Origin of the sequence: Polynucleobacter kasalickyi, assembly GCF_900176405.1 — a bacterium.
Classification (GTDB): domain Bacteria; phylum Pseudomonadota; class Gammaproteobacteria; order Burkholderiales; family Burkholderiaceae; genus Polynucleobacter; species Polynucleobacter kasalickyi.
In genome coordinates this window covers 1-18,624 of sequence record NZ_FWXJ01000017.1, presented here as the reverse complement: position 1 = coordinate 18,624, position 18,624 = coordinate 1, and the positions used below count along the sequence as shown (strand labels likewise).

19 protein-coding genes and 1 tRNA gene are annotated in these 18,624 nt (G+C 40.1%); 15 read left to right on the top strand and 5 right to left on the bottom strand.

Annotation, left to right across the window (positions count from 1 at the left end; translation table 11 throughout):
* The first annotated feature begins 55 nt into the window (after positions 1–55).
* The 7 genes from B8983_RS12535 (at position 56) to B8983_RS12505 (ending at position 6,471) form a co-directional block, all read left to right on the top strand.
* Complete coding sequence (locus B8983_RS12535; protein ID WP_084285570.1) at positions 56–439, top strand: phosphoribosyl-ATP diphosphatase; 384 nt, start codon at positions 56–58, stop codon at positions 437–439.
* A gap of 64 nt (positions 440–503) precedes the next feature.
* Positions 504–878 carry a histidine triad nucleotide-binding protein gene (locus B8983_RS12530; RefSeq protein WP_084285567.1) on the top strand — a complete coding sequence of 125 codons (375 nt, stop codon included), beginning with the start codon at positions 504–506 and terminating at the stop codon, positions 876–878.
* Between the two features lie 32 nt (positions 879–910).
* Complete coding sequence (tatA, locus tag B8983_RS12525; protein ID WP_084285565.1) at positions 911–1,165, top strand: Sec-independent protein translocase subunit TatA; 255 nt, start codon at positions 911–913, stop codon at positions 1,163–1,165.
* Between the two features lie 63 nt (positions 1,166–1,228).
* Positions 1,229–1,789, top strand: a complete 561-nt coding sequence (gene tatB, locus B8983_RS12520; protein ID WP_084285563.1) for a Sec-independent protein translocase protein TatB — start codon at positions 1,229–1,231, stop codon at positions 1,787–1,789.
* A gap of 75 nt (positions 1,790–1,864) precedes the next feature.
* A complete protein-coding gene (gene tatC, locus B8983_RS12515) occupies positions 1,865–2,632 on the top strand; it encodes a twin-arginine translocase subunit TatC (protein ID WP_084285561.1) in 768 nt (255 codons plus the stop codon).
* Between the two features lie 248 nt (positions 2,633–2,880).
* Positions 2,881–4,107: a porin gene (locus B8983_RS12510; protein ID WP_084285559.1), complete on the top strand. Its 1,227-nt coding sequence runs from the start codon at positions 2,881–2,883 to the stop codon at positions 4,105–4,107.
* Positions 4,108–4,245: 138 nt separating this feature from the next.
* Entirely contained in the window at positions 4,246–6,471 is a 2,226-nt protein-coding gene (locus B8983_RS12505; RefSeq protein WP_159460906.1) for a tetratricopeptide repeat protein, read from the top strand.
* A gap of 34 nt (positions 6,472–6,505) precedes the next feature.
* On the opposite strand, the gene bioD is transcribed toward B8983_RS12505, so the two are convergent.
* The 3 genes from bioD to bioA are packed head-to-tail and all read right to left on the bottom strand — an operon-like array spanning position 6,506 to position 9,752.
* On the bottom strand, positions 6,506–7,243 hold the full coding sequence (gene bioD / locus B8983_RS12500) for a dethiobiotin synthase (protein WP_084285555.1): 738 nt from the start codon (positions 7,241–7,243) through the stop codon (positions 6,506–6,508).
* The gene (locus tag B8983_RS12495) at positions 7,240–8,430 is read right to left on the bottom strand and encodes an aminotransferase class I/II-fold pyridoxal phosphate-dependent enzyme (RefSeq protein WP_200806906.1); all 1,191 of its coding nucleotides are present in this window, start codon (positions 8,428–8,430) and stop codon (positions 7,240–7,242) included. The genes bioD and B8983_RS12495 overlap by 4 nt, the downstream gene beginning before the upstream one ends.
* A complete protein-coding gene (gene bioA, locus B8983_RS12490; protein WP_084285553.1) occupies positions 8,427–9,752 on the bottom strand; it encodes an adenosylmethionine--8-amino-7-oxononanoate transaminase in 1,326 nt (441 codons plus the stop codon). Before bioA ends, B8983_RS12495 begins: the two co-directional genes overlap by 4 nt.
* Before the next feature lie 171 nt (positions 9,753–9,923).
* On the opposite strand from bioA, the gene B8983_RS12485 reads away from it, so the two are divergent.
* Positions 9,924–11,291, top strand: a complete 1,368-nt coding sequence (locus B8983_RS12485) for a Fic family protein (RefSeq protein ID WP_084285551.1) — start codon at positions 9,924–9,926, stop codon at positions 11,289–11,291.
* Positions 11,292–11,373: 82 nt separating this feature from the next.
* Here the strand turns inward: B8983_RS12485 and B8983_RS12480 are convergent, their stop codons facing one another.
* Positions 11,374–12,585, bottom strand: coding sequence for a S1C family serine protease (locus B8983_RS12480; RefSeq protein WP_084285550.1), 1,212 nt, complete (start codon positions 12,583–12,585; stop codon positions 11,374–11,376).
* 31 nt (positions 12,586–12,616) lie between these two features.
* On the opposite strand from B8983_RS12480, the gene B8983_RS12475 reads away from it, so the two are divergent.
* Positions 12,617–13,381: a Nif3-like dinuclear metal center hexameric protein gene (locus tag B8983_RS12475; RefSeq protein WP_084285548.1), complete on the top strand. Its 765-nt coding sequence runs from the start codon at positions 12,617–12,619 to the stop codon at positions 13,379–13,381.
* Positions 13,382–13,407: 26 nt separating this feature from the next.
* Here the strand turns inward: B8983_RS12475 and mscL are convergent, their stop codons facing one another.
* Positions 13,408–13,854: a large conductance mechanosensitive channel protein MscL gene (gene mscL, locus B8983_RS12470; RefSeq protein ID WP_084285546.1), complete on the bottom strand. Its 447-nt coding sequence runs from the start codon at positions 13,852–13,854 to the stop codon at positions 13,408–13,410.
* A gap of 160 nt (positions 13,855–14,014) precedes the next feature.
* On the opposite strand from mscL, the gene petA reads away from it, so the two are divergent.
* The 6 genes from petA to B8983_RS12440 all read left to right on the top strand — a co-directional run bounded on the left by petA (position 14,015) and on the right by B8983_RS12440 (position 18,060).
* Positions 14,015–14,647 (top strand): ubiquinol-cytochrome c reductase iron-sulfur subunit, encoded by a 633-nt coding sequence (petA, locus tag B8983_RS12465; protein WP_084285542.1) that lies wholly within the window; start codon positions 14,015–14,017, stop codon positions 14,645–14,647.
* Positions 14,648–14,658: 11 nt separating this feature from the next.
* Entirely contained in the window at positions 14,659–16,056 is a 1,398-nt protein-coding gene (locus B8983_RS12460; protein WP_084285540.1) for a cytochrome b, read from the top strand.
* Positions 16,057–16,067: 11 nt separating this feature from the next.
* The gene (locus B8983_RS12455; protein WP_084285538.1) at positions 16,068–16,838 is read left to right on the top strand and encodes a cytochrome c1; all 771 of its coding nucleotides are present in this window, start codon (positions 16,068–16,070) and stop codon (positions 16,836–16,838) included.
* Between the two features lie 76 nt (positions 16,839–16,914).
* A complete protein-coding gene (locus B8983_RS12450; protein WP_084285533.1) occupies positions 16,915–17,526 on the top strand; it encodes a glutathione S-transferase N-terminal domain-containing protein in 612 nt (203 codons plus the stop codon).
* 1 nt (position 17,527) lies between these two features.
* On the top strand, positions 17,528–17,959 hold the full coding sequence (locus B8983_RS12445; RefSeq protein WP_084285528.1) for a ClpXP protease specificity-enhancing factor: 432 nt from the start codon (positions 17,528–17,530) through the stop codon (positions 17,957–17,959).
* 25 nt (positions 17,960–17,984) lie between these two features.
* A tRNA-Thr gene (locus B8983_RS12440) sits at positions 17,985–18,060 on the top strand.
* The last annotated feature ends 564 nt before the right edge of the window (positions 18,061–18,624 follow it).

Genomic DNA, 18,624 nt, shown 5'->3' with positions numbered 1-18,624 from the left:
AGGTTTTTAGGGAAGATGTTTGAGTAAAGAAATACTACCAAGGGTGGAGAATTCCATGAGCAATCAGCTAAATCAGATTTTAGAAGTCTTAGATGCAACCATTGCTAGTCGACGGGCTAGTGTACAAGAGGGCAATGTGGATGCACTGTCTTATGTGGCAAAACTCATGAAGAAGGGCGATGATGCCATTCTGAAAAAAATTGGTGAAGAAGCGACCGAAGTGGTGATGGCGGCAAAAGATAGTCGTACAAATGTCATCGAAGGACGGTTTAATAGTGAATATCAGGCAAAGTTAGTTGGTGAAGTGGCTGATTTATGGTTTCATAGCCTCGTTTTGCTCGGGCAGTTCGACTTAACTTCTAAAGACGTACTTGGAGAGCTGGGCAGACGCGAAGGTATGAGTGGGATCGTTGAGAAAGAATCAAGAGTTAAAGAATAAAAAGAGTATCTGGTAGAAGTAATCGTCCAATAGGGCAGGCCTCAATCAAAAAATGGAGCAAGACATGGGTGGTGATAACTGTATTTTCTGTAAGATTATTGAAGGGAAGATTCCTTCCAGAAAAGTGTATGAAGATGAAGAAATGTTAGCTTTTCATGACATCAATCCAGCAGCCCCAATTCACTTTTTAGTGATACCTAAAAAACATCTGCCAATGCTTTGTGATGCAAGTAGTGAAGATACACAGTTATTAGGTAAAATAATGTTGAAGATACCAGAACTTGCTATTCAAGAGGGTGCAAATCCAGGGCAAACAGGTGGGTTCAAAATTTTAATGAATAATGGTGCAGAAGGTGGCCAAGAGGTATACCATATGCATTTGCATGTTTTAGCTGGCAAACGTCTTGGAAATCAGCAGTTGCCGGGTGGAACTAAATAAATATTTAAATCGATAAAATTGAAGGAGTTGACATGGGTGGAATGAGTCCAATTCATTGGGTAATCGTGTTAGCAGTTGTATTGCTGGTTTTTGGAACAAAAAAATTACGCAATATCGGCTCAGATATGGGTGCCGCAGTAAAAGGTTTTAAAGAGGGCATGAAGCCTAGCGAAAAAGAAGAGGCTTCTACGGAGACTACTGCTGCTACTCAACAGGTTACGCAAAGTGCACAAGCTACAGCGCATGACCCTAAGACAGTGGATGTTGCTTCCAAAGAAGTTCGTTAATTTTTTGAGTGACCATTGAAACTACTATGTGCAAAACTCCACAATCATGAAAGTCGTTAATTAATGATTGATATTGGCTTTTCTAAAATTGCTCTCATTTCAGTGGTTGCTTTAGTTGTTTTAGGTCCTGAGCGCCTCCCAATGGTCGCCAGAACCGTCGGTAACCTCTTCGGCCGCGCTCAAAGATATATGAATGAAGTGAAGCAGGAGGTCAGTCGTCAGATGGAGCAAGAAGAGCTCAAGAAGATGAAGCAAGAAGCGACGGATGCCTTTAATGCGGCAAAGAGTGACTTTCAAGGACTTAATGAGGCAGTTTCTTCGCAAATTTCTGAAGTCAATCAATCCATCGGTAATTTCTCGAATGATCTCAATCAAAGTTTGAATGATCAGACTACCGATTACTCTGCCGAGTCAATCGGAGTAGATACTTCCACTTCGAGATATACCCAATATAAAAGTAATCGTCGTCAAGGAAGGAATTCTTGGCGGAATAAAAAGGGCGCCATACCGATTTGGTTTAAGCAATCCACGGGTATCAAGACACGCGTTCAGTCCGGATCAGCTAGAGTGAAGCGCTTTCGTCGCGCCGCCAGTCAACAACGCCCTTCAAGCTCTTTTTTCTAAATTACTAAACAACTTTGGTGTTCAATACCAAATCAACCAGTCAGCGAATGGGCATAAAACAGGTCTAATAACTTTATGAGCGATGATCAAAAACAATTAAATGCGCCCCCTACCCAAGAAGAAACCTTCTTTACACACCTTGTAGAGTTGCGTGATCGAATTATTAAGGCGAGTGCGGCCGTTTTGATTGTGTTTGTTAGCATGGTTTATTGGGCGCCTGATATTTTTCACTTGTTAGCGAAACCCATGTTAGATGTTCTCCCTAAGGGAGCACATATGATTGTGACGGATGTAACCGGCTCCTTCTTTGTGCCGATTAAGGTGACCTTAATGGCGGCGTTTGTGGTCGCATTGCCAATAGTAACTTATCAAATATGGGCTTTTATTGCGCCGGGCCTCTACCAGCATGAGAAAAAATTAATCTTACCTTTAGTGGTGAGTACCTATACCTTGTTTTTAATTGGCATGTCTTTTGCCTACTTTTTAGTATTCCCAACAGTGTTTTCCTTCATGGTGAGTTATAACGCCCCGCTAGGCGCTGACATGAGTACGGATATTGATAAATATTTAAGTTTTGCGATGACAACCTTTTTAGCCTTTGGGTTTACCTTTGAGGTACCAGTGGTAGTCGTAGTTTTAGTTCGTATGGGATTAGTACCCCTTGCCAAGCTAAAAGAGATCCGGCCTTATGTGATTGTTGGCGCATTTGTGATTTCAGCGGTAGTCACTCCGCCGGATATCATGTCGCAATTACTATTGGCGATTCCATTGTGCGTTTTATATGAGTTTGGACTGTTGATTGCGCGGTTTTACGTGCCAAAGCAAGAGGATGCAGTAAGTTAATACTAGCTTATTGAAAAATAAGATTTTTTCTAAATAGGCGGTTAAAAAAAACCCTCAGATTTGATGATATTCGGGCGTTGTCAAGAAACAACATGATCCCAAAAGATTCGTCAATTTCAGCAAGAAAACAACACTATCAACAAAGTTTTAATGAAATTGGCACAACTTTGTTGGATGATAGGATATTCCTCGGAAACGGGGATGATGTTACAAATAACTTTTCTTTTTAATTTTTTGGAGATTTACGAATGAAAAAATCACTATTCGCTCTCGCAGCATTAAGTGCTTTCGCTGGTGCAGCACAAGCTCAGTCTAGCGTTACTTTGTACGGTACTATCGACGTTGCGTTAACTTATATCAACAACGCAGGTTTGGCTACTGGCGCTTCTGGTACAACTTCAACTTCTACACCAACAGCTACTGGTAATGCATTAGCAATGACTGACTACGGTATTTTCAGTAACGTTTGGGGCTTAAAAGGCGAAGAAGATTTAGGTGGCGGTTTGAAAGCAATTTTCAACCTCGAAGGCGATATTAACGCGTTAAACGGTTCTGTTTACAAAAATACAACGACTGGTATTGATCAAATTTTCCGTCGTTCAGCTAACGTAGGTTTAGCTGGCACATGGGGTGAAGTACGTTTAGGTCAACAAGGTAACCCATTAGTTGCAGCTTCTGCAAACTTGGTTCCAGTTGAAGGTAACTCAGTAAACTTAATCCGTTCTGCAGCTGGTTACTCAATGGGTGACTACATGTCAAACGCGATTTCATATCAATCTCCTAACCTCAATGGTTTGAGAGTTAAAGCTGCATACTCAGCATCACAACAAGTTGATGATGCAACAGGTGGTTCAGCTTTCGCAGCAAACGCATTTTATAACCTCGGTGGCTTAATGTTGACAGCTGGTTACAATCAACAAAATGCAATGAATAACTTGACTGGTTCTGCTTTGTCTAGTTCAAATCTACCGACTACTGACATATCATCAACAGCTTGGATTCAAAACTCATCTAAGCCAGGTGATTTAAAAGGTTACGTATTAGGCGCAAGATACAAAGTTTCTCCAACTTTTGAAGTTGGTTATGGTTTTGGTCACGCAGATTACAATTCTGGAACTTCATTGCCTGCAGCTTCAGCTGCCAAAACTTACAATAGCGTTACACACATTGTTGGTCTTGGATACAATGCTAGCCCAGCATTATTGTTAGGTTTGAACTATGCTGTTACTAACTCAGATTCAAGCTTGTACAATGCACAAGCACGTTATAGCTTAAGCAAGCGTACAATGCTTTACGCTCAAGTTGGCGTAGCTAAAAACGGTGCTGGTAGTTATGCTGGTTCAACAACTGCATACGGAAACTTCCAACCAGTTCAAGTTAACACAAGCCAAAACCCAACTGCTGTAACAGGTTACGCTGCATTGCCAAACACAACACAAACTTCTGTTGGTCTTGGTGTAGTTCACAACTTCTAATTTGATGTAGGACTTGAGCCTACTTGATTAGATAGATGTTGTAGTAAATACGTTGTAATGAAAAGCCACTGTAGAAATACAGTGGCTTTTTTCATAGTTATTGAAACCGGTAAAAACACTGTAGATATAATGAAGGGTATGAGACCGCCATTAACACCGACATCTAAAAGTAATGCAGTAGCAGACGCGGAGATAGCTTTTCAAGAAAATCGATACGTTGATGTCATCGAAATTTTAAAGACGCTCCCGCAACACACTGCCAGATCCAATGAGTTAATGGGATATTGTTATGGCCGCTTAGGAAATCTGAAGGAAACCGAAAAATACCTGCTTGCAGCCTCAAAAAAAACAGAATCGTCTATCGAAGTTTTTTATTATCTCGGACTGCTTTATTTAGAGAAAAATAAAACATCCACCGCGATCAATTACCTAAAAACAGCGATCTCAAAATACGACCATTTTTATGAGGCACATTATCTGCTGGGAACCGCTTTAGTAAAAATAAACAAATTAGATGAGGCGCTGAAGCATTATTTAAAGGCTTTAACGATAAATAGTCACTCGGCTGATCTCTTATTCAATCTTGGGAATACGTATGAGGCAATGGGTGAGGTAAACATTGCTATTACGTATTATGAAAAGGCTTTGGAAATAAACCCTAGTCATATCAACACTATCCTGAATTTTGGTGTTATTCAAGGTCAACTCGGTAATCACGCTAAGGCTTTAGATTGTTTCAAAAAACTAGTAAATGCAACGCATATCGACCATTTAACTTTAGCTGATGCACATACCAATTTAGGGCTTTTGTATAGTGAATTAGGTCATTACGCACAAGCAGAGAAATCGCTTCAACGTAGTATTGAGCTCAACCCCTTGTTGGCAGAGTCTTTTTATCATCTAGGCATCCTAAATGACCAACAAAAGAGTTATGAATTAGCCAATCATTTATATAAAAAAGCATATCAATTAGAGCCCAATAAAGATTATGTGATGGGTAGATATACGGTCTCTAATCAATTGATTGGTCAGTGGGGAGAGTCAAAGGATTTAATAAAAAAAATTGAAGAGAGTGTTCAATTAAAGAAAAACATTATTAATCCCTTGGATTTATTGTATATTTCGGACCAGCCAAAGTTGCATTTTGAATGCGTAAAAACATACTCAAAAAAAAGATTAATCACTCCATCAAGCCCATTTCAATATCAAGCGAAAGACCCTGCTCAAAAAATCAAGATAGCTTACGTATCACCTGATTTTAAAAATCATGCAGTCACAAATCTAACAGCAGAATTATTTGAGTTACATGATCGAACAGCGTTTGAAGTGATTGGCATCTCAATCAAAAAACAAGCACAAAACGATCAAATGAGAGAGCGTGTCATGAACGCTTTTGACACCTTTTATGATTTGGAAGACACTTTATCCGATGATCAACTTTTAGAGCTTTGTCGAACATTAAACATTGATATAGCCATTGATTTGGCTGGGCATACCCTACATTCACGACCAAGTATTTTTAAACAACGTATCGCACCTATTCAGATGAGTTATTTGGGGTTTTTAGGTTCCTTAGGTTTTGAAAATATGGACTACCTCATTGCCGATAAAACTATTGTCCCTGAAACCATTAGTCAGTATTTTTATGAAAAGATGATGTATTTACCTGAGTGCTTTCAAATCAATGACTCTCGAAGAATACGGCCTGTGAATAAAGTTAATCCGCCATCATTGGGCTTGCCAGAGGATGGGTTCATTTTCGCTTGCTTAAATAATCGCATCAAAGTTACCCCTAAAATATTTCATGCCTGGTTAGCAATGCTTAAAGCTACGAGCAATACTTTTCTGTGGCTTATTTCTGAAAGTCCGGAATCAGACGATCGACTCAAGAAGATGGCCCAGAAGGAAAGCATTGAACCAAGTAGAATTATTTTTACCAATAAACTACCGTTTGAAGATTATTTAGCCAGTTATTTGTCAGCTGACCTCTTTTTGGATACCTATCCATATAACGGTGGTACGACAATTAGCGATGCATTGTGGATGGGCTTGCCCGTGTTAACTTTAAGCGGTCAGTCGATGCCAAGTCGAATGGGCAAGAGTTTGCTAAAGAACTGTGGTTTGGAGGAACTAGTCACTGAAAGCCTTGACGAGTATATTGCGTTAGCAATTTCATTAGCTTCTTCACCATCAACCTATCAACACTATCATGAATTATTGGCAAAAACGCTCAGTACAGCACCATTGTTTGATACTCCACGGACGGTTCAGTACATCGAATCAGGATACAAAGAAGCGATGCGTCAATTCACGAACAATCTGGGTCGGAAAAATATTGAAGTGAAGCCAGTCGAGAAACTGTAACTTATAGATGTCTTAGGTTAGTTTGTTATTACCTTCATTCGGACTGAACTAATAAAGAATCGATCGTAAGGAAATGAGCAACTTGTTCAATATCATCGATCGAGTAAGGTGTTTTGAGAGTCGGTTGGTAGGGAATCACGCCAAGGCACTTCGCCTGATATTGATGCCATAGCATCGATTGTAGGGTTTGAATATTTTCTTCAGAATAAGGTCCGGGAGGAGCGGTGAAATTGGCAACCCATCCAACTAGACGTAGTTTGTGCTGATCAATAGATGCAGCCGTTAATAAGGCATGATTGATACATCCAAGACGAATATCCACGACTAAAATGACTGGCAAATTCAATAATTCAGCAAAATCCCCCAAAGTTACGGATTCGGAGATTGGCACGAGAAAGCCCCCAGCCCCTTCTACGACAACGATATGATGTTGATCAAGCAATTTTACAAAAGCACTTCGCATGGTTTCTAGGTCGAGTACGATACCTTCTTCATGCGCCACCAAATGGGGAGCCGCAGCGGAGTGTAGGGTGTACGGGCAGATTTGTTCATCAGTTAATGCATCTGCTGGTGATTTGTTACGGTTCGAAATAGTCAGTAAAGTCTCTAAATCTTCATTCATCCAACCTTGTTCAGCTGACACCAAACCAGCTACAACGGGTTTAAATCCACAAACGCTATAACCTTGTTCTTGTAATTGGTAAATGATTGCCCCAGTAATTAAAGTTTTACCAACTTCAGTATCAGTCCCAGTGATAAAAAAACTAGTCATTCAATTTCCTTTAAGCGATGAATCAGTAGCTCAAGGTGGTCAAGTTCATGTAAGACATTTAAAGCAATGCGAAGTCTACCCGTATTCGCTGGCACGGTCGGTGGTCGAATGGCAGGTACCCAAAGGTTGGCGTTCGAAAGTTCTTGAGAAACTCTCAAAACCTCATGATTTGAACCAATGAGGAGAGGTTGAATCGCTGTTTGGGAGGGAATGGTGCGCCATTTAGAAAATTTGGCGTTAGCTGACCAATACTCAATTAATCTATTTAAATGTTTGCGACGCTTAGCACCTTCCTCACTAGTGATGAGGTCAATGCTTTTCATCAAGGCAAAGGCCAGATTGGGCGGCGGAGCAGTAGAATAAATGACCGGCCTGGCTTTTTGAATGAGCCAGTCAATCCATTCTTGAGAAGCTACGACAAATGCACCTGCTATGCCAGCAGATTTGCCAAGAGTACCCATATAAATTAAGTTATTCGCCTTCATGTTGAAATGCTCTAGAATTCCGTGACCCTGAGTGCCGAGCACGCCAAAGCCATGGGCGTCATCGATATATAAGAGCGCATCAAATTGATTTGCGATACCTAATAGTTGTGGCAAGTCAACAATATCGCCATCCATGCTGAACACACCATCGGAGACAATCAACTTTAAAGGGTTGTCATCTAGCCTGAGTAATTGACTCAATTGTTCGTAATCTGCGTGCTGATAGATATAACAAGTTGCTTGGTGAGAAGCTTTGGCCAAGCGAATCGCATCAATAATCGAGGCGTGATTAAGTGCATCCGAGTAGATTGAGATATTGCCTAAAGTCGATAGGGCGGTGATCACTGCGATATTTGCCATAAAACCGGTGCTGATATAGGAGGCACCGGCATTCGGAATATGGTTGGCTTGAGTTTTAGCAAGTCGTAACTCAAGTTGTGCATGTACTGAAGTGTGGCCACTAATGAGACTACTAGCTCCACTCCCAGTGCCATACAACTCAGATCCCTCATGCAACGCGGCAATTAGCTCTGGATGATAACTGAGCCCTAAATAATCATTGCTACAAAAAGCTAATTTCTCTTGTCCATTTAATGTTACAAACGGAGCATTCGGTGATTCACGAATTTTTAAGGATCGAATCAGCCCCGATTGATCGAGCTGACCCATCGCCGCCTGTAAAGAATTTAACCAAGCGCTCAAAGCTTTTCCTTTAAAAGTGCATTGATACAAATTTTGATGACATTGCTCAGAAATTCAATTTCAGACGAGGAAATAATGTAGGGTGGCATGACATAAACTGTATTCCCGATAGGACGGATCAATAAGCCATGCTCTAAGGCAAGGCTAGCAAATTTCCTAGAAAAATTCTGTGGCAGTCGATTGACCATCACATCAAAAGCAAGAATGGAGCCTAATTGTCGAATATTCGTCAGTCGGTCATCCACCTTTACCCATTCAAAAGCGGTTGATAGCTGATTAGCTAGATCATTGACTAGCGCTAAGGCCTTAGATGTTTCAAATAAATCCAAGGTGGCTACAGCTGCGGTACAGGCGAGAGGGTTGCCCGTATAAGAGTGGGAGTGTAAAAAACCTAAACGGACATCATCTTGGTAAAAAGCTTGATAAATAGTTTCGGTAGATAGAACCACTGAAAGTGGTAAGTAGCCTCCCGTTAAGCCTTTTGATAAGGTCATGAGATCGGGCCAAATACCCGCGTGTTCACAGGCAAAGAATTTGCCAGTACGTCCGAAACCTACGGCAATTTCATCCGCAATCAGTAATACTTGGTACTCTGAACAGAGTGCTCTCGCAGCTTTTAGGTAGTCGGCACTATACATTTGCATACCAGCAGCACATTGAATCATGGGTTCTAGGATGAAGCATGCTATTTCTTCATGATTTGCTGCCAACGTCAGCTTTAAGTCATTAATTGCGATTTGAGTTGCTTCTTCCAAAGATACTGAATCACTTAAAGGAACCGGTGATTGACAAAGAATCGGGCGTTGAATCAAGGGGCTGTAGGTATCACTAAATAAAGGAATGTCCGTAACACCCAGAGCCCCCAGTGTTTCGCCGTGATAACTATTTTGTAAACAGACAAAACGAGATTTCTTGGTTAGACCGACATTACGCCAATAATGAAAACTCATCTTTAAAGCAATTTCAACCGCAGAAGCACCGTCAGATCCGTAGAACGCCCGACCAAGATGATGGCCAGTTAAGGCGCTTAATCGTTCTGATAATTCCACTACGGGACGATGCGTCATTCCAGCAAGCATCACATGCTCAACTTCACCCAGCTGGTTGATGATGGCTTGATTAATTGAAGGGTTGGCATGGCCAAATAGATTAGTCCACCATGAACTAATCGAGTCTAGGTACGAGTTACCCTCATAGTCATATAGAAACACTCCTCTACCATTTTTAATCGCAAGCAATGGAGACTCTTCATGAGCCTTCATTTGGGTACATGGGTGCCAAACAGCGTTTAAGCTTCTATCAGTCCAGTGTTGATCAGTCATTTATTTATTATAGATTCACTGCATCCACTTCAGTTGATTCCAATAAAAGACATAAGAAATTATTAAAAAGTGGCGCAGATGGGTGATATGCGCCAAAAATTGTGAAAAACCATGGCGCAGATGACCCATCTGCGCCATAATTAGTACATATTGTATTCAATCTGCGCCACAATGACTAAATTAACCACAATCGAGTTACTGAAAAGTATCCAATCATCAAAAGACGGACTAGCTTTATTTGAACTGTTGGAGCGGCATCCTGAGATTCCTAGGCGTACCATCCAGCGACAGATTGTAAATTTGATTAAAGCGGGTGAAATTTTAGCGAGTGGAAATAGTAAGTCGCGCCGATATTTTGATGTCAGTCGTGAAAAGCCTAAAAACGAAGTACCAAAAAGCGGAAAAGAGGTATACCCAAAATTTATTCCACTGTCAGCTGATAGTAAAGATATCCTTTCGTATATTGATCAATCTTTTGAGGCTCGAAAACCGATTGGCTATCAGAGTGATTTTTTAGAGTCATATCGACCAAATGAGACATGGTATTTATCCGAACCACTTCGTAGACAACTCTATAAGATGGGTAAAGCTGGAGAAATTGATGAGCCAGCGGGAACTTATAGTCGAGCCATTTTAAATCGTTTATTAATTGACTTATCGTGGGCGTCCAGTCATTTAGAAGGAAATACCTACTCTCGTTTAGATACGCTTGAACTTTTTGAACATGGAAAGGTAGCACTTGGTAAAGCGGCTATCGAAACACAAATGATCTTGAACCATAAAAGTGCGATTGAGATGTTAGTGAACAATGTTGATACAGCAGAATATAATCGTTATACCTTGATGAATTTGCACAGCGCGTTAGCTGAAAACTTATTACCTAATCCAGCTGATGAAGGTCGAATTCGCCAACACACTGTCCAAATTGGAAAAAGTGTTTACAGACCTTTAACGACGCCTCAGCAAATTGATGAGCAATTAGATATTTTTCTCAGCAAGGTAAATCAAATTCGTGACCCATTCGAGCAGTCATTTTTCACAATGGTGCATTTACCTTATTTACAACCATTTGCCGATATTAATAAACGTACCTCTCGACTAGCTGCAAATTTACCATTGTTTCAAGCAAACTTATGCCCCCTTACATTTTTAGATGTACCTGAACAAGCATACAGTCGAGCAATCCTAGGGGTTTATGAAATGACCAGAGTGGAATTGTTACGAGATCTTTATGTTTGGGCATACGAGCGTTCTACACAAGAATATTTAGTAATTAAACAGGATCTAGCTGAACCCGACCCCCTTCGCTTAGTTTGGAGGGACTTCATTAAACAGACAATCCATGATGTGATTACTCACCCAGAACTTGACCCATTTATATCTATTCAGCAAGCAACTTCTAGAAAGGTTCCAGAAAATGAGAGGGCAAGCGTGCAAGCGCTAATTGTCGAAGAGCTTCGGCGTATCCACGAGGGATTGCTAGCTCGCTATGGCCTGAGACCATCCGAATACCTAACATGGAAGATGAGACATGGTTAGTAGGTAATATTTTTAGACGAAGGAGAGTTTGAAAATATTACCTACAAATAGAAAGTTAAAGCTAGTCTTATAGTTAAAAATATTATCTTTTTACTTCTTTAGGAGATGGTCTGGTCCCAATCACTACTGCAAAATTAATCGTTTGGCCTTTACGATCCACGCTTAAATTAGCATTTGTACCCGGTTGCAGGTTCGCAACGGCATTTAATAAACTTTTGACGTCAATAATTGCTTGATCATTCACTTGTTTAAGTAAATCACCAGGCTTAATACCACCTTTTTCAGCGGGACCATTTTTCAGCACTCCAGAAATTAAAACCCCTTTTGCATTTTCAGATAATTGAAACGCTTGTATTACTTCAGGGGAAATTTCACGTGGTTCAACGCCAATCCAACCCCTAGTTACAGAGCCGGTTTTAACAATCGATTCCATGACTTGTTTAGCCAGATTGACAGGAATCGCAAAGCCGATTCCCATAGAGCCACCACTTTTTGAAAAAATAGCCGTATTGATACCAATTAAACGACCTTGGGTGTCGACGAGAGCGCCTCCAGAATTGCCTGGGTTAATGGCGGCATCAGTTTGAATAAAATTCTCAAAAGTATTAATGCCTAGATGATCGCGCCCTAACGCAGATACGATGCCAGAAGTCACAGTTTGTCCGACCCCAAAAGGATTGCCAATCGCAAGTACGACATCTCCAACCCGCACAGAACCAATATCAGCTAAAACAATAGGTTCAGGTAAGTCTTTTAAATCAATTTTTAAAATTGCCACGTCAGTATCTGGATCACTACCTACTAAAGTAGCCTTCGTTTTTCGCCCGTCTCCTAGTGCAACCTCAATTAAATCAGCCCCTTCGATGACATGATGGTTGGTCATGATCAGGCCTTCTTTACTGATAATTACGCCTGAACCCGTACTAAATTCAGGGGATTCATCTGGTTGACTGTTGGGATCCCCAAAGAAAAAGTTAAACCACTCTTCTTGACTATTTGGCGTAGGTTTTTGCGAAGGTTTTGATTTATGGGGATTACGAGGTTTTGCGACTTGTTCAGTTTTGCTCCCAAAAATATTCACCACTGCTGGCATAGAAAGCTTCACTGCATCATGATAGGAGCCGGGAGAGACAATATCAGAACTACTAGCGGATTCCTTTAATGTAATCGAAGAAATGGGGCTAAAAACATTCAAACCCGATAATAAATTCGGCTTTAAAGTACTAATAACAAAAATGATTGCTAGGAAAACTGTTGTTACTTGAGCAAAAATTAACCATAATCGTTTAGCCATAAAACATATCTCTTTAATCAGATTGAAAACAATGAAGAAAAAATCACTTAACCGTAATAAGTTATCAGAATATCTAGAAAGTTATTTATTGACAACGGATTTCAAAGATTATTGCCCAAATGGCTTGCAAGTGCAGGGTAAAGAGCAAATTAAAAAAATTGTTTGTGGGGTAACCGCTTCAAAAGACCTCATCGAAAAAGCGATAGACGCCAATGCAGACGCAATCATTGTGCACCATGGTTGGTTTTGGAGGAATGATGATGCTAGGATCATTGGTCAGTTATATGATCGCCTAAAGTTACTGATGGACCATCAAATTAATTTATTTGCTTACCATTTGCCCTTAGATAATCATTCGGCAGTAGGAAATAATGTCCAGTTAGCAAAATTGTTGAATATTAAAATTAAAGGCCAACATCCACAAAATCCCATGGTGTGGTTTGGCGAGCTAGCTCTTAAAAGAAATACTTTACAAGATCTGGGTCAGCACGTGACCAAAGTGTTAAACCGCGAACCCTTAATCATCGGTGATATGACCAAAAGGGTGAAAAATATTGCTTGGTGTACGGGGGGTGCCCAACATTACTTTAAAGATGCCATTGACTTAAAGGTTGACGCCTATGTCAGTGGTGAAATCTCGGAACCCACTTTTCACCTAGCCAAAGAGTTTAATGTGGCTTACATTTCGGCAGGACATCATGCTACTGAAAGGTGTGGCATCACGGCTCTTGGTGAGCACATACAAGAAAAATTTGGTTTGGAATGCCAATTTATTGATATTCCAAACCCCGTATAGAGATTAAAAACGAGCAGTAAAACGAATTATTTTTTTAAATTGTCACGGATTTCGCGAAGAAGCATTACTTCTTCAGATATTGGTGCTGGAGCAGGTTCTGGCGCTGCGGCAGCTTCATTTTCTGCTGAAAGTCGAATTTTATTCATCAATTTAACAAGTTGAAAAATTACAAAAGCAAGAATAATGAAATTCAACAGAATAGTGAAGAAGTTACCGTAAGCAAACATCGGAACTCCGGCTTTCTTCAGTGCGTCATACGTTCTATTCACTCCCTCAGGAATATGGCCAAGAACAATAAATAAGTTACTAAAGTCAATGCCACCACCAGTAATAAATGCAATGACCGGCATAATGATATCGCCGACCATAGAGTCGACAATCTTACCAAAGGCACCACCAATAATGACACCAACAGCTAGGTCCATTACGTTTCCTCTAACTGCAAACTCTTTGAATTCACTAATGATTGACATTTTTTTCTCCGAATAAAAATTTCGCACTATTTTGTACAAGAATAGTATACGAAAATTAAGACCTTAGAGAGAATATTGGGCATCAGCGCAATCATTTTCAAAAAGGTTGTTTATAATGTCGCTTAGGGAATACTCTTATAAATAATTTATTGAGATTGTGATGAGCGCTGAAGAAAATACAAATGTACAGCCAGAAACCTCTGCTGATTTAAACAAAGATCGCCGCAACTGGTTAATAGCCACTTCCGTTATGGGTGGAATAGGTGGGGCTGGTGTAGTTTTGCCCTTAGTTAATACTTTTGCACCCTCTGAGAAAGCAAAAGCTGCTGGTGCTCCGGTAGAAATGGATATCACAGGTATGCAGCCTGGTGAACTCAGAACTATTGAGTGGCGTGGTAAGCCTGTGTGGGTAATCCGCAGAACTCCTGAGCAGGTTGCAGATCTGAATAAAAATGATGCTAACTTAGCAGATCCGAAATCTGAAAGATCTCCGGATGCTTTAACACCAGTATATGCTCGTAACGAAGGAAGATCGATTAAGCCTGAATATTTTGTTGGGGTGGGTATTTGTTCTCATTTGGGTTGTTCTCCAAACGCCAAATTTGACAAAGGTGCTCAGCCTTCACTGCCAGGTGATTGGTTAGGTGGTTTTTTATGCCCATGCCATGGTTCTACTTTTGATATGGCTGGCCGTGTATTTAAAAACAAGCCTGCACCAGATAATTTAGAAGTGCCACCACATATGTATTTAACCGACACCAAGATTTTGATTGGTGAAGACAAGAAAGCTTAAGGAGATAAGTAATGGCATTTCATGAAAAAGAAGTTCCAGCAAATGCAAGTAGTGGCGAAAAGTTATTGGCCTGGGTTGATTCCCGCTTTCCATTAACAGCTACTATTAAGGGACATTTAACTGAGTATTACGCGCCAAAGAATTTTAACTTTTGGTACTTTTTTGGCTCTTTAGCAATCCTCGTATTAGCTTTGCAAATCATTACTGGAATTTTCCTAGTAATGCATTACAAACCTGATGCAGAAAAAGCCTTCCAATCTGTTGAGTACATCATGCGTGAAGTACCATGGGGCTGGTTGGTGCGTTATATGCATTCAACCGGCGCATCGATGTTTTTCATCGTCGTTTACATGCACATGTTCCGTGGATTAATTTATGGTTCTTATCGTAAGCCACGTGAATTAGTATGGATGTTTGGTTGTGCGATTTTCTTGTGCTTAATGGCTGAGGCATTTTTTGGCTATTTGTTGCCTTGGGGTCAGATGTCTTACTGGGGTGCACAGGTTATTGTGAATTTATTTTCAGCAATCCCTCTCATCGGACCAGATTTGTCACTTTGGATTCGTGGTGATTATGTTGTTGGTGACGCTACATTGAATCGCTTCTTCTCATTCCACGTGATTGCTATTCCGCTAGTATTAGTTGGTCTAGTCGCTGCGCACATTGTGGCCTTGCATGAAGTGGGCTCCAATAACCCTGATGGTATTGAAATCAAAGAAAATTTAGATTCCAAAGGTATTCCATTAGATGGTATCCCTTTCCACCCGTTCTACTCTGTTCATGATGTGATGGGTGTTGGTGTCTTTGCAATGATTTTCGCTTTTGTAGTTTTCTTCGCTCCTGAAATGGGTGGATATTTCTTAGAAGCGAATAACTTTGTGCCTGCCAATCCACTTCAAACGCCTCCACACATTGCACCGGTATGGTATTTCACACCGTTCTACTCAATGCTTCGTGCGACCACTTCAGAGTTCTTGATTCCAATGTGGATCTTTGCAGCAGTCATGTTCTGGATGGCCTCTAGAGGTGCGGCGATGAGAACTAAAGCGATCTTTGCAGGAATTTTGCTTGCTTTAGGATTAGGCTTCCACTTTTTTGATGCGAAGTTTTGGGGTGTATTAGTAATGGGTGGTTCTGTTGTAATTTTCTTCTTCCTCCCATGGTTAGATAATTCACCTGTGAAATCTATTCGCTATAGACCTGATTTCCATAAATATATTTACGGTGTTTTCGTTGTTTGTTTTGTGATCCTAGGATATTTGGGTATTCAGCCACCGTCACCTACGGCCGAGAAAATTGCTCAAACTTGTACTATTTTCTACTTCAGTTTCTTCTTAGCAATGCCATACTGGAGCAAGATGGGTCAATTCAAACAAGTTCCAGACCGTGTTATTTTTGCAGCGCATTAAGGTTGAAAATAATGAATAATAAAATGAATACAATCTCAAGTTTTTTTAAAGCTGCGTTAGTTGCCTTAAGTATTTCTATTGCAAGTATTGGCGTAGCGAATGAAGGTGGATTTCCTCTCGATAAAGCCCCAGATCGTTTAAACGATATGAGTGCTTTACAAAATGGAGCGAAAATTTTCGTGAACTATTGCCTGAATTGCCACAGTGCAGTGAGTATGCGTTACAACCGTTTGAGAGATATCGGTTTAACTGATGAGCAAATCAGACAGAACCTCTTATTTAGCGGTGAAAAAGTTGGGGACTTGATGAAAGTTTCCATGGCAGAAAAAGAATCAAAAGAGTGGTTTGGTAAAGCACCACCAGACCTATCTGTTGAAGCTAGATCCAGAGGCTCAGATTGGATTTACACGTATTTGCGTACTTTCTACCGTGATGACTCAAGACCAACCGGTTGGAATAATTTAGTTTACAAAAACGTTGGTATGCCACATATTCTTTGGGAGTTGCAAGGAGAGCGCGTGGCAAAATTTGAAGAGGTTGCTGGTGCGCACGGTGGTGCTGGCGAACATCATTTTGCTGGATACGAGCAATTAACTCCTGGCAAAATGAATCAGCAAGAATACGATAGTAATATGGCAGATTTGACGGCATTTTTAACTTGGATGAGTGAGCCTGGCCAGTTAGAACGCAAGAGAATTGGTGTTATTGTGTTACTATTCCTAGCGGTATTTACAATTTTCGCTTGGAGATTGAATGCAGCTTATTGGAAGAGTATTCATTAATATTCTTTGATGTGAGCTTAGGCAGATGACCGAGGTCGTCTGCTTTTCTATTTATGGTTGATAAGGAAATGCTCCTATGATGGTTCTTTACTCGGGCACAACATGCCCATTTTCACAACGTTGCCGCCTAGTTTTGTTTGAAAAAGGGATGGATTTTGAAATCCGTGACGTTGATTTATTCAACAAACAAGAAGACATTTCAGTAATGAATCCTTACGGTCAAGTTCCAATCTTGGTCGAAAGAGATTTGATTTTGTATGAGTCAAACATCATCAATGAGTATATTGATGAGCGTTTCCCACATCCACAATTAATGCCGCCTGATCCAGTGGCAAGAGCACGCGCCAGACTTTTCTTATTTAATTTTGAAAAAGAGTTGTTTGTACACGTGTCTGTTTTAGAAAATGAAAAAGGCAAAGCTGCTCAAGCGGTTCTTGATAAATCAAGACTTGCCATCAGAGATCGTTTAACGATGTTAGCGCCAATTTTCGTAAAAAACAAATACATGTTAGGTGAAGAGTTCTCCATGTTAGATGTTGCAATCGCACCATTGCTTTGGCGTCTCGAGCATTATGGTATCGATTTGTCACGAAATGCAGCGCCATTGCTCAAATATGCGGAAAGAATTTTCAGTCGTCCAGCTTATATTGAGGCGTTAACACCATCTGAAAAAGTAATGCGTCGTTAATATGCAAATTGGAGACGAAGCGCAAAGAACGTCGGTACCGAGTACAAAGCCTTATTTAATTAGGGCTTTGCATGAATGGTGCATTGACTTTGGCTTTACTCCATATTTGTCAGTTTTTGTTGATGAAACCGTGCAAGTCCCTATTGAGTATGTAAGAAAAGATGAGATTGTTCTCAACATCGGACCTACAGCATGTCAGGAACTCTTAATTGATAACGAATGGATTAGTTTTAAAGCAAGATTTAATGGCATCTCTAAAGAGCTATTAGTGCCGATTACGCATGTCATGGCAATCTATTCAAAAGAGAATAGTCAGGGGATGAGTTTTCCAGTTCATATTCCGGAAACGAAGCCAGAATCAAGTACGAAAGTAACAAAAGAGAACCAAGATACAACAAACAAAGTAAAATCTCATCTAAAGTTAGTAAAGTAGTATAAAATATCTATTCTTAATTAAAGCCCCATTAGCTCATCTGGTAGAGCAACTGATTTGTAATCAGTAGGTGGTCTGTTCGAGTCGGACATGGGGCACCAAATAAACAAAGGGTTTGCAGTCAATAGACTTCAAGCCCTTTTTCTTTATATCTCGCTATGTAAGCACTATGTAAGCACTAGAGGGGAATTAAGCCCTTTATTAGGTCTAAAAAAATAGATTTCGACAGATTTCGATAGTTTATAGATAGCTGAATCTTTATTTGAAAAACAATCAAGTTTTATCAAATACCTTTTATTAGAGAATTAAAGGAAATAGTAAAGATAGTATGCTCAAAAAAACTCATTTAAATCAGTTGTTTAGGAACTGTTACGGATGGGTTTAAACACTAAAAAAAATTGGCAAACTAATGCCATATAAATCACTAACTTAGGAATTGAGTTAAGTATCTTTCGGAGTTATAAAAAGAATAAAATCGGAGTTATAAAAAAGATTAAGCCAAGAAGGGTGCCTACTCAAAATGTTAAATATGTTTAAAGTTAAAAAAGTTATCAAAGTATCAAAAGTTTAGAGGCTGTAAATAATTTTGTGTAAGTTGATATTTTGTATTAATCTGCCAACAATGGCAACAAAATGGAAACTTGCAAGATGGACAAAGCGAAATT

What these genes read in the sequence shown, in the direction of transcription:
- B8983_RS12505 (WP_159460906.1), top strand. Translation starts at nt 4,246, where the DNA reads ATGAGACCGCCATTAACACCGACATCTAAAAGTAATGCAGTAGCAGAC.
- bioA (WP_084285553.1), bottom strand. Translation starts at nt 9,752, where the DNA reads ATGACTGATCAACACTGGACTGATAGAAGCTTAAACGCTGTTTGGCAC.
- B8983_RS12475 (WP_084285548.1), top strand. Translation starts at nt 12,617, where the DNA reads ATGAAGAAAAAATCACTTAACCGTAATAAGTTATCAGAATATCTAGAA.
- petA (WP_084285542.1), top strand. Translation starts at nt 14,015, where the DNA reads ATGAGCGCTGAAGAAAATACAAATGTACAGCCAGAAACCTCTGCTGAT.
- bioD (WP_084285555.1), bottom strand. Translation starts at nt 7,243, where the DNA reads ATGACTAGTTTTTTTATCACTGGGACTGATACTGAAGTTGGTAAAACT.
- tatB (WP_084285563.1), top strand. Translation starts at nt 1,229, where the DNA reads ATGATTGATATTGGCTTTTCTAAAATTGCTCTCATTTCAGTGGTTGCT.
- B8983_RS12480 (WP_084285550.1), bottom strand. Translation starts at nt 12,585, where the DNA reads ATGGCTAAACGATTATGGTTAATTTTTGCTCAAGTAACAACAGTTTTC.
- B8983_RS12450 (WP_084285533.1), top strand. Translation starts at nt 16,915, where the DNA reads ATGATGGTTCTTTACTCGGGCACAACATGCCCATTTTCACAACGTTGC.
- B8983_RS12445 (WP_084285528.1), top strand. Translation starts at nt 17,528, where the DNA reads ATGCAAATTGGAGACGAAGCGCAAAGAACGTCGGTACCGAGTACAAAG.
- mscL (WP_084285546.1), bottom strand. Translation starts at nt 13,854, where the DNA reads ATGTCAATCATTAGTGAATTCAAAGAGTTTGCAGTTAGAGGAAACGTA.
- B8983_RS12485 (WP_084285551.1), top strand. Translation starts at nt 9,924, where the DNA reads ATGACTAAATTAACCACAATCGAGTTACTGAAAAGTATCCAATCATCA.
- B8983_RS12455 (WP_084285538.1), top strand. Translation starts at nt 16,068, where the DNA reads ATGAATAATAAAATGAATACAATCTCAAGTTTTTTTAAAGCTGCGTTA.
- B8983_RS12510 (WP_084285559.1), top strand. Translation starts at nt 2,881, where the DNA reads ATGAAAAAATCACTATTCGCTCTCGCAGCATTAAGTGCTTTCGCTGGT.
- B8983_RS12535 (WP_084285570.1), top strand. Translation starts at nt 56, where the DNA reads ATGAGCAATCAGCTAAATCAGATTTTAGAAGTCTTAGATGCAACCATT.
- B8983_RS12530 (WP_084285567.1), top strand. Translation starts at nt 504, where the DNA reads ATGGGTGGTGATAACTGTATTTTCTGTAAGATTATTGAAGGGAAGATT.
- tatA (WP_084285565.1), top strand. Translation starts at nt 911, where the DNA reads ATGGGTGGAATGAGTCCAATTCATTGGGTAATCGTGTTAGCAGTTGTA.
- tatC (WP_084285561.1), top strand. Translation starts at nt 1,865, where the DNA reads ATGAGCGATGATCAAAAACAATTAAATGCGCCCCCTACCCAAGAAGAA.
- B8983_RS12460 (WP_084285540.1), top strand. Translation starts at nt 14,659, where the DNA reads ATGGCATTTCATGAAAAAGAAGTTCCAGCAAATGCAAGTAGTGGCGAA.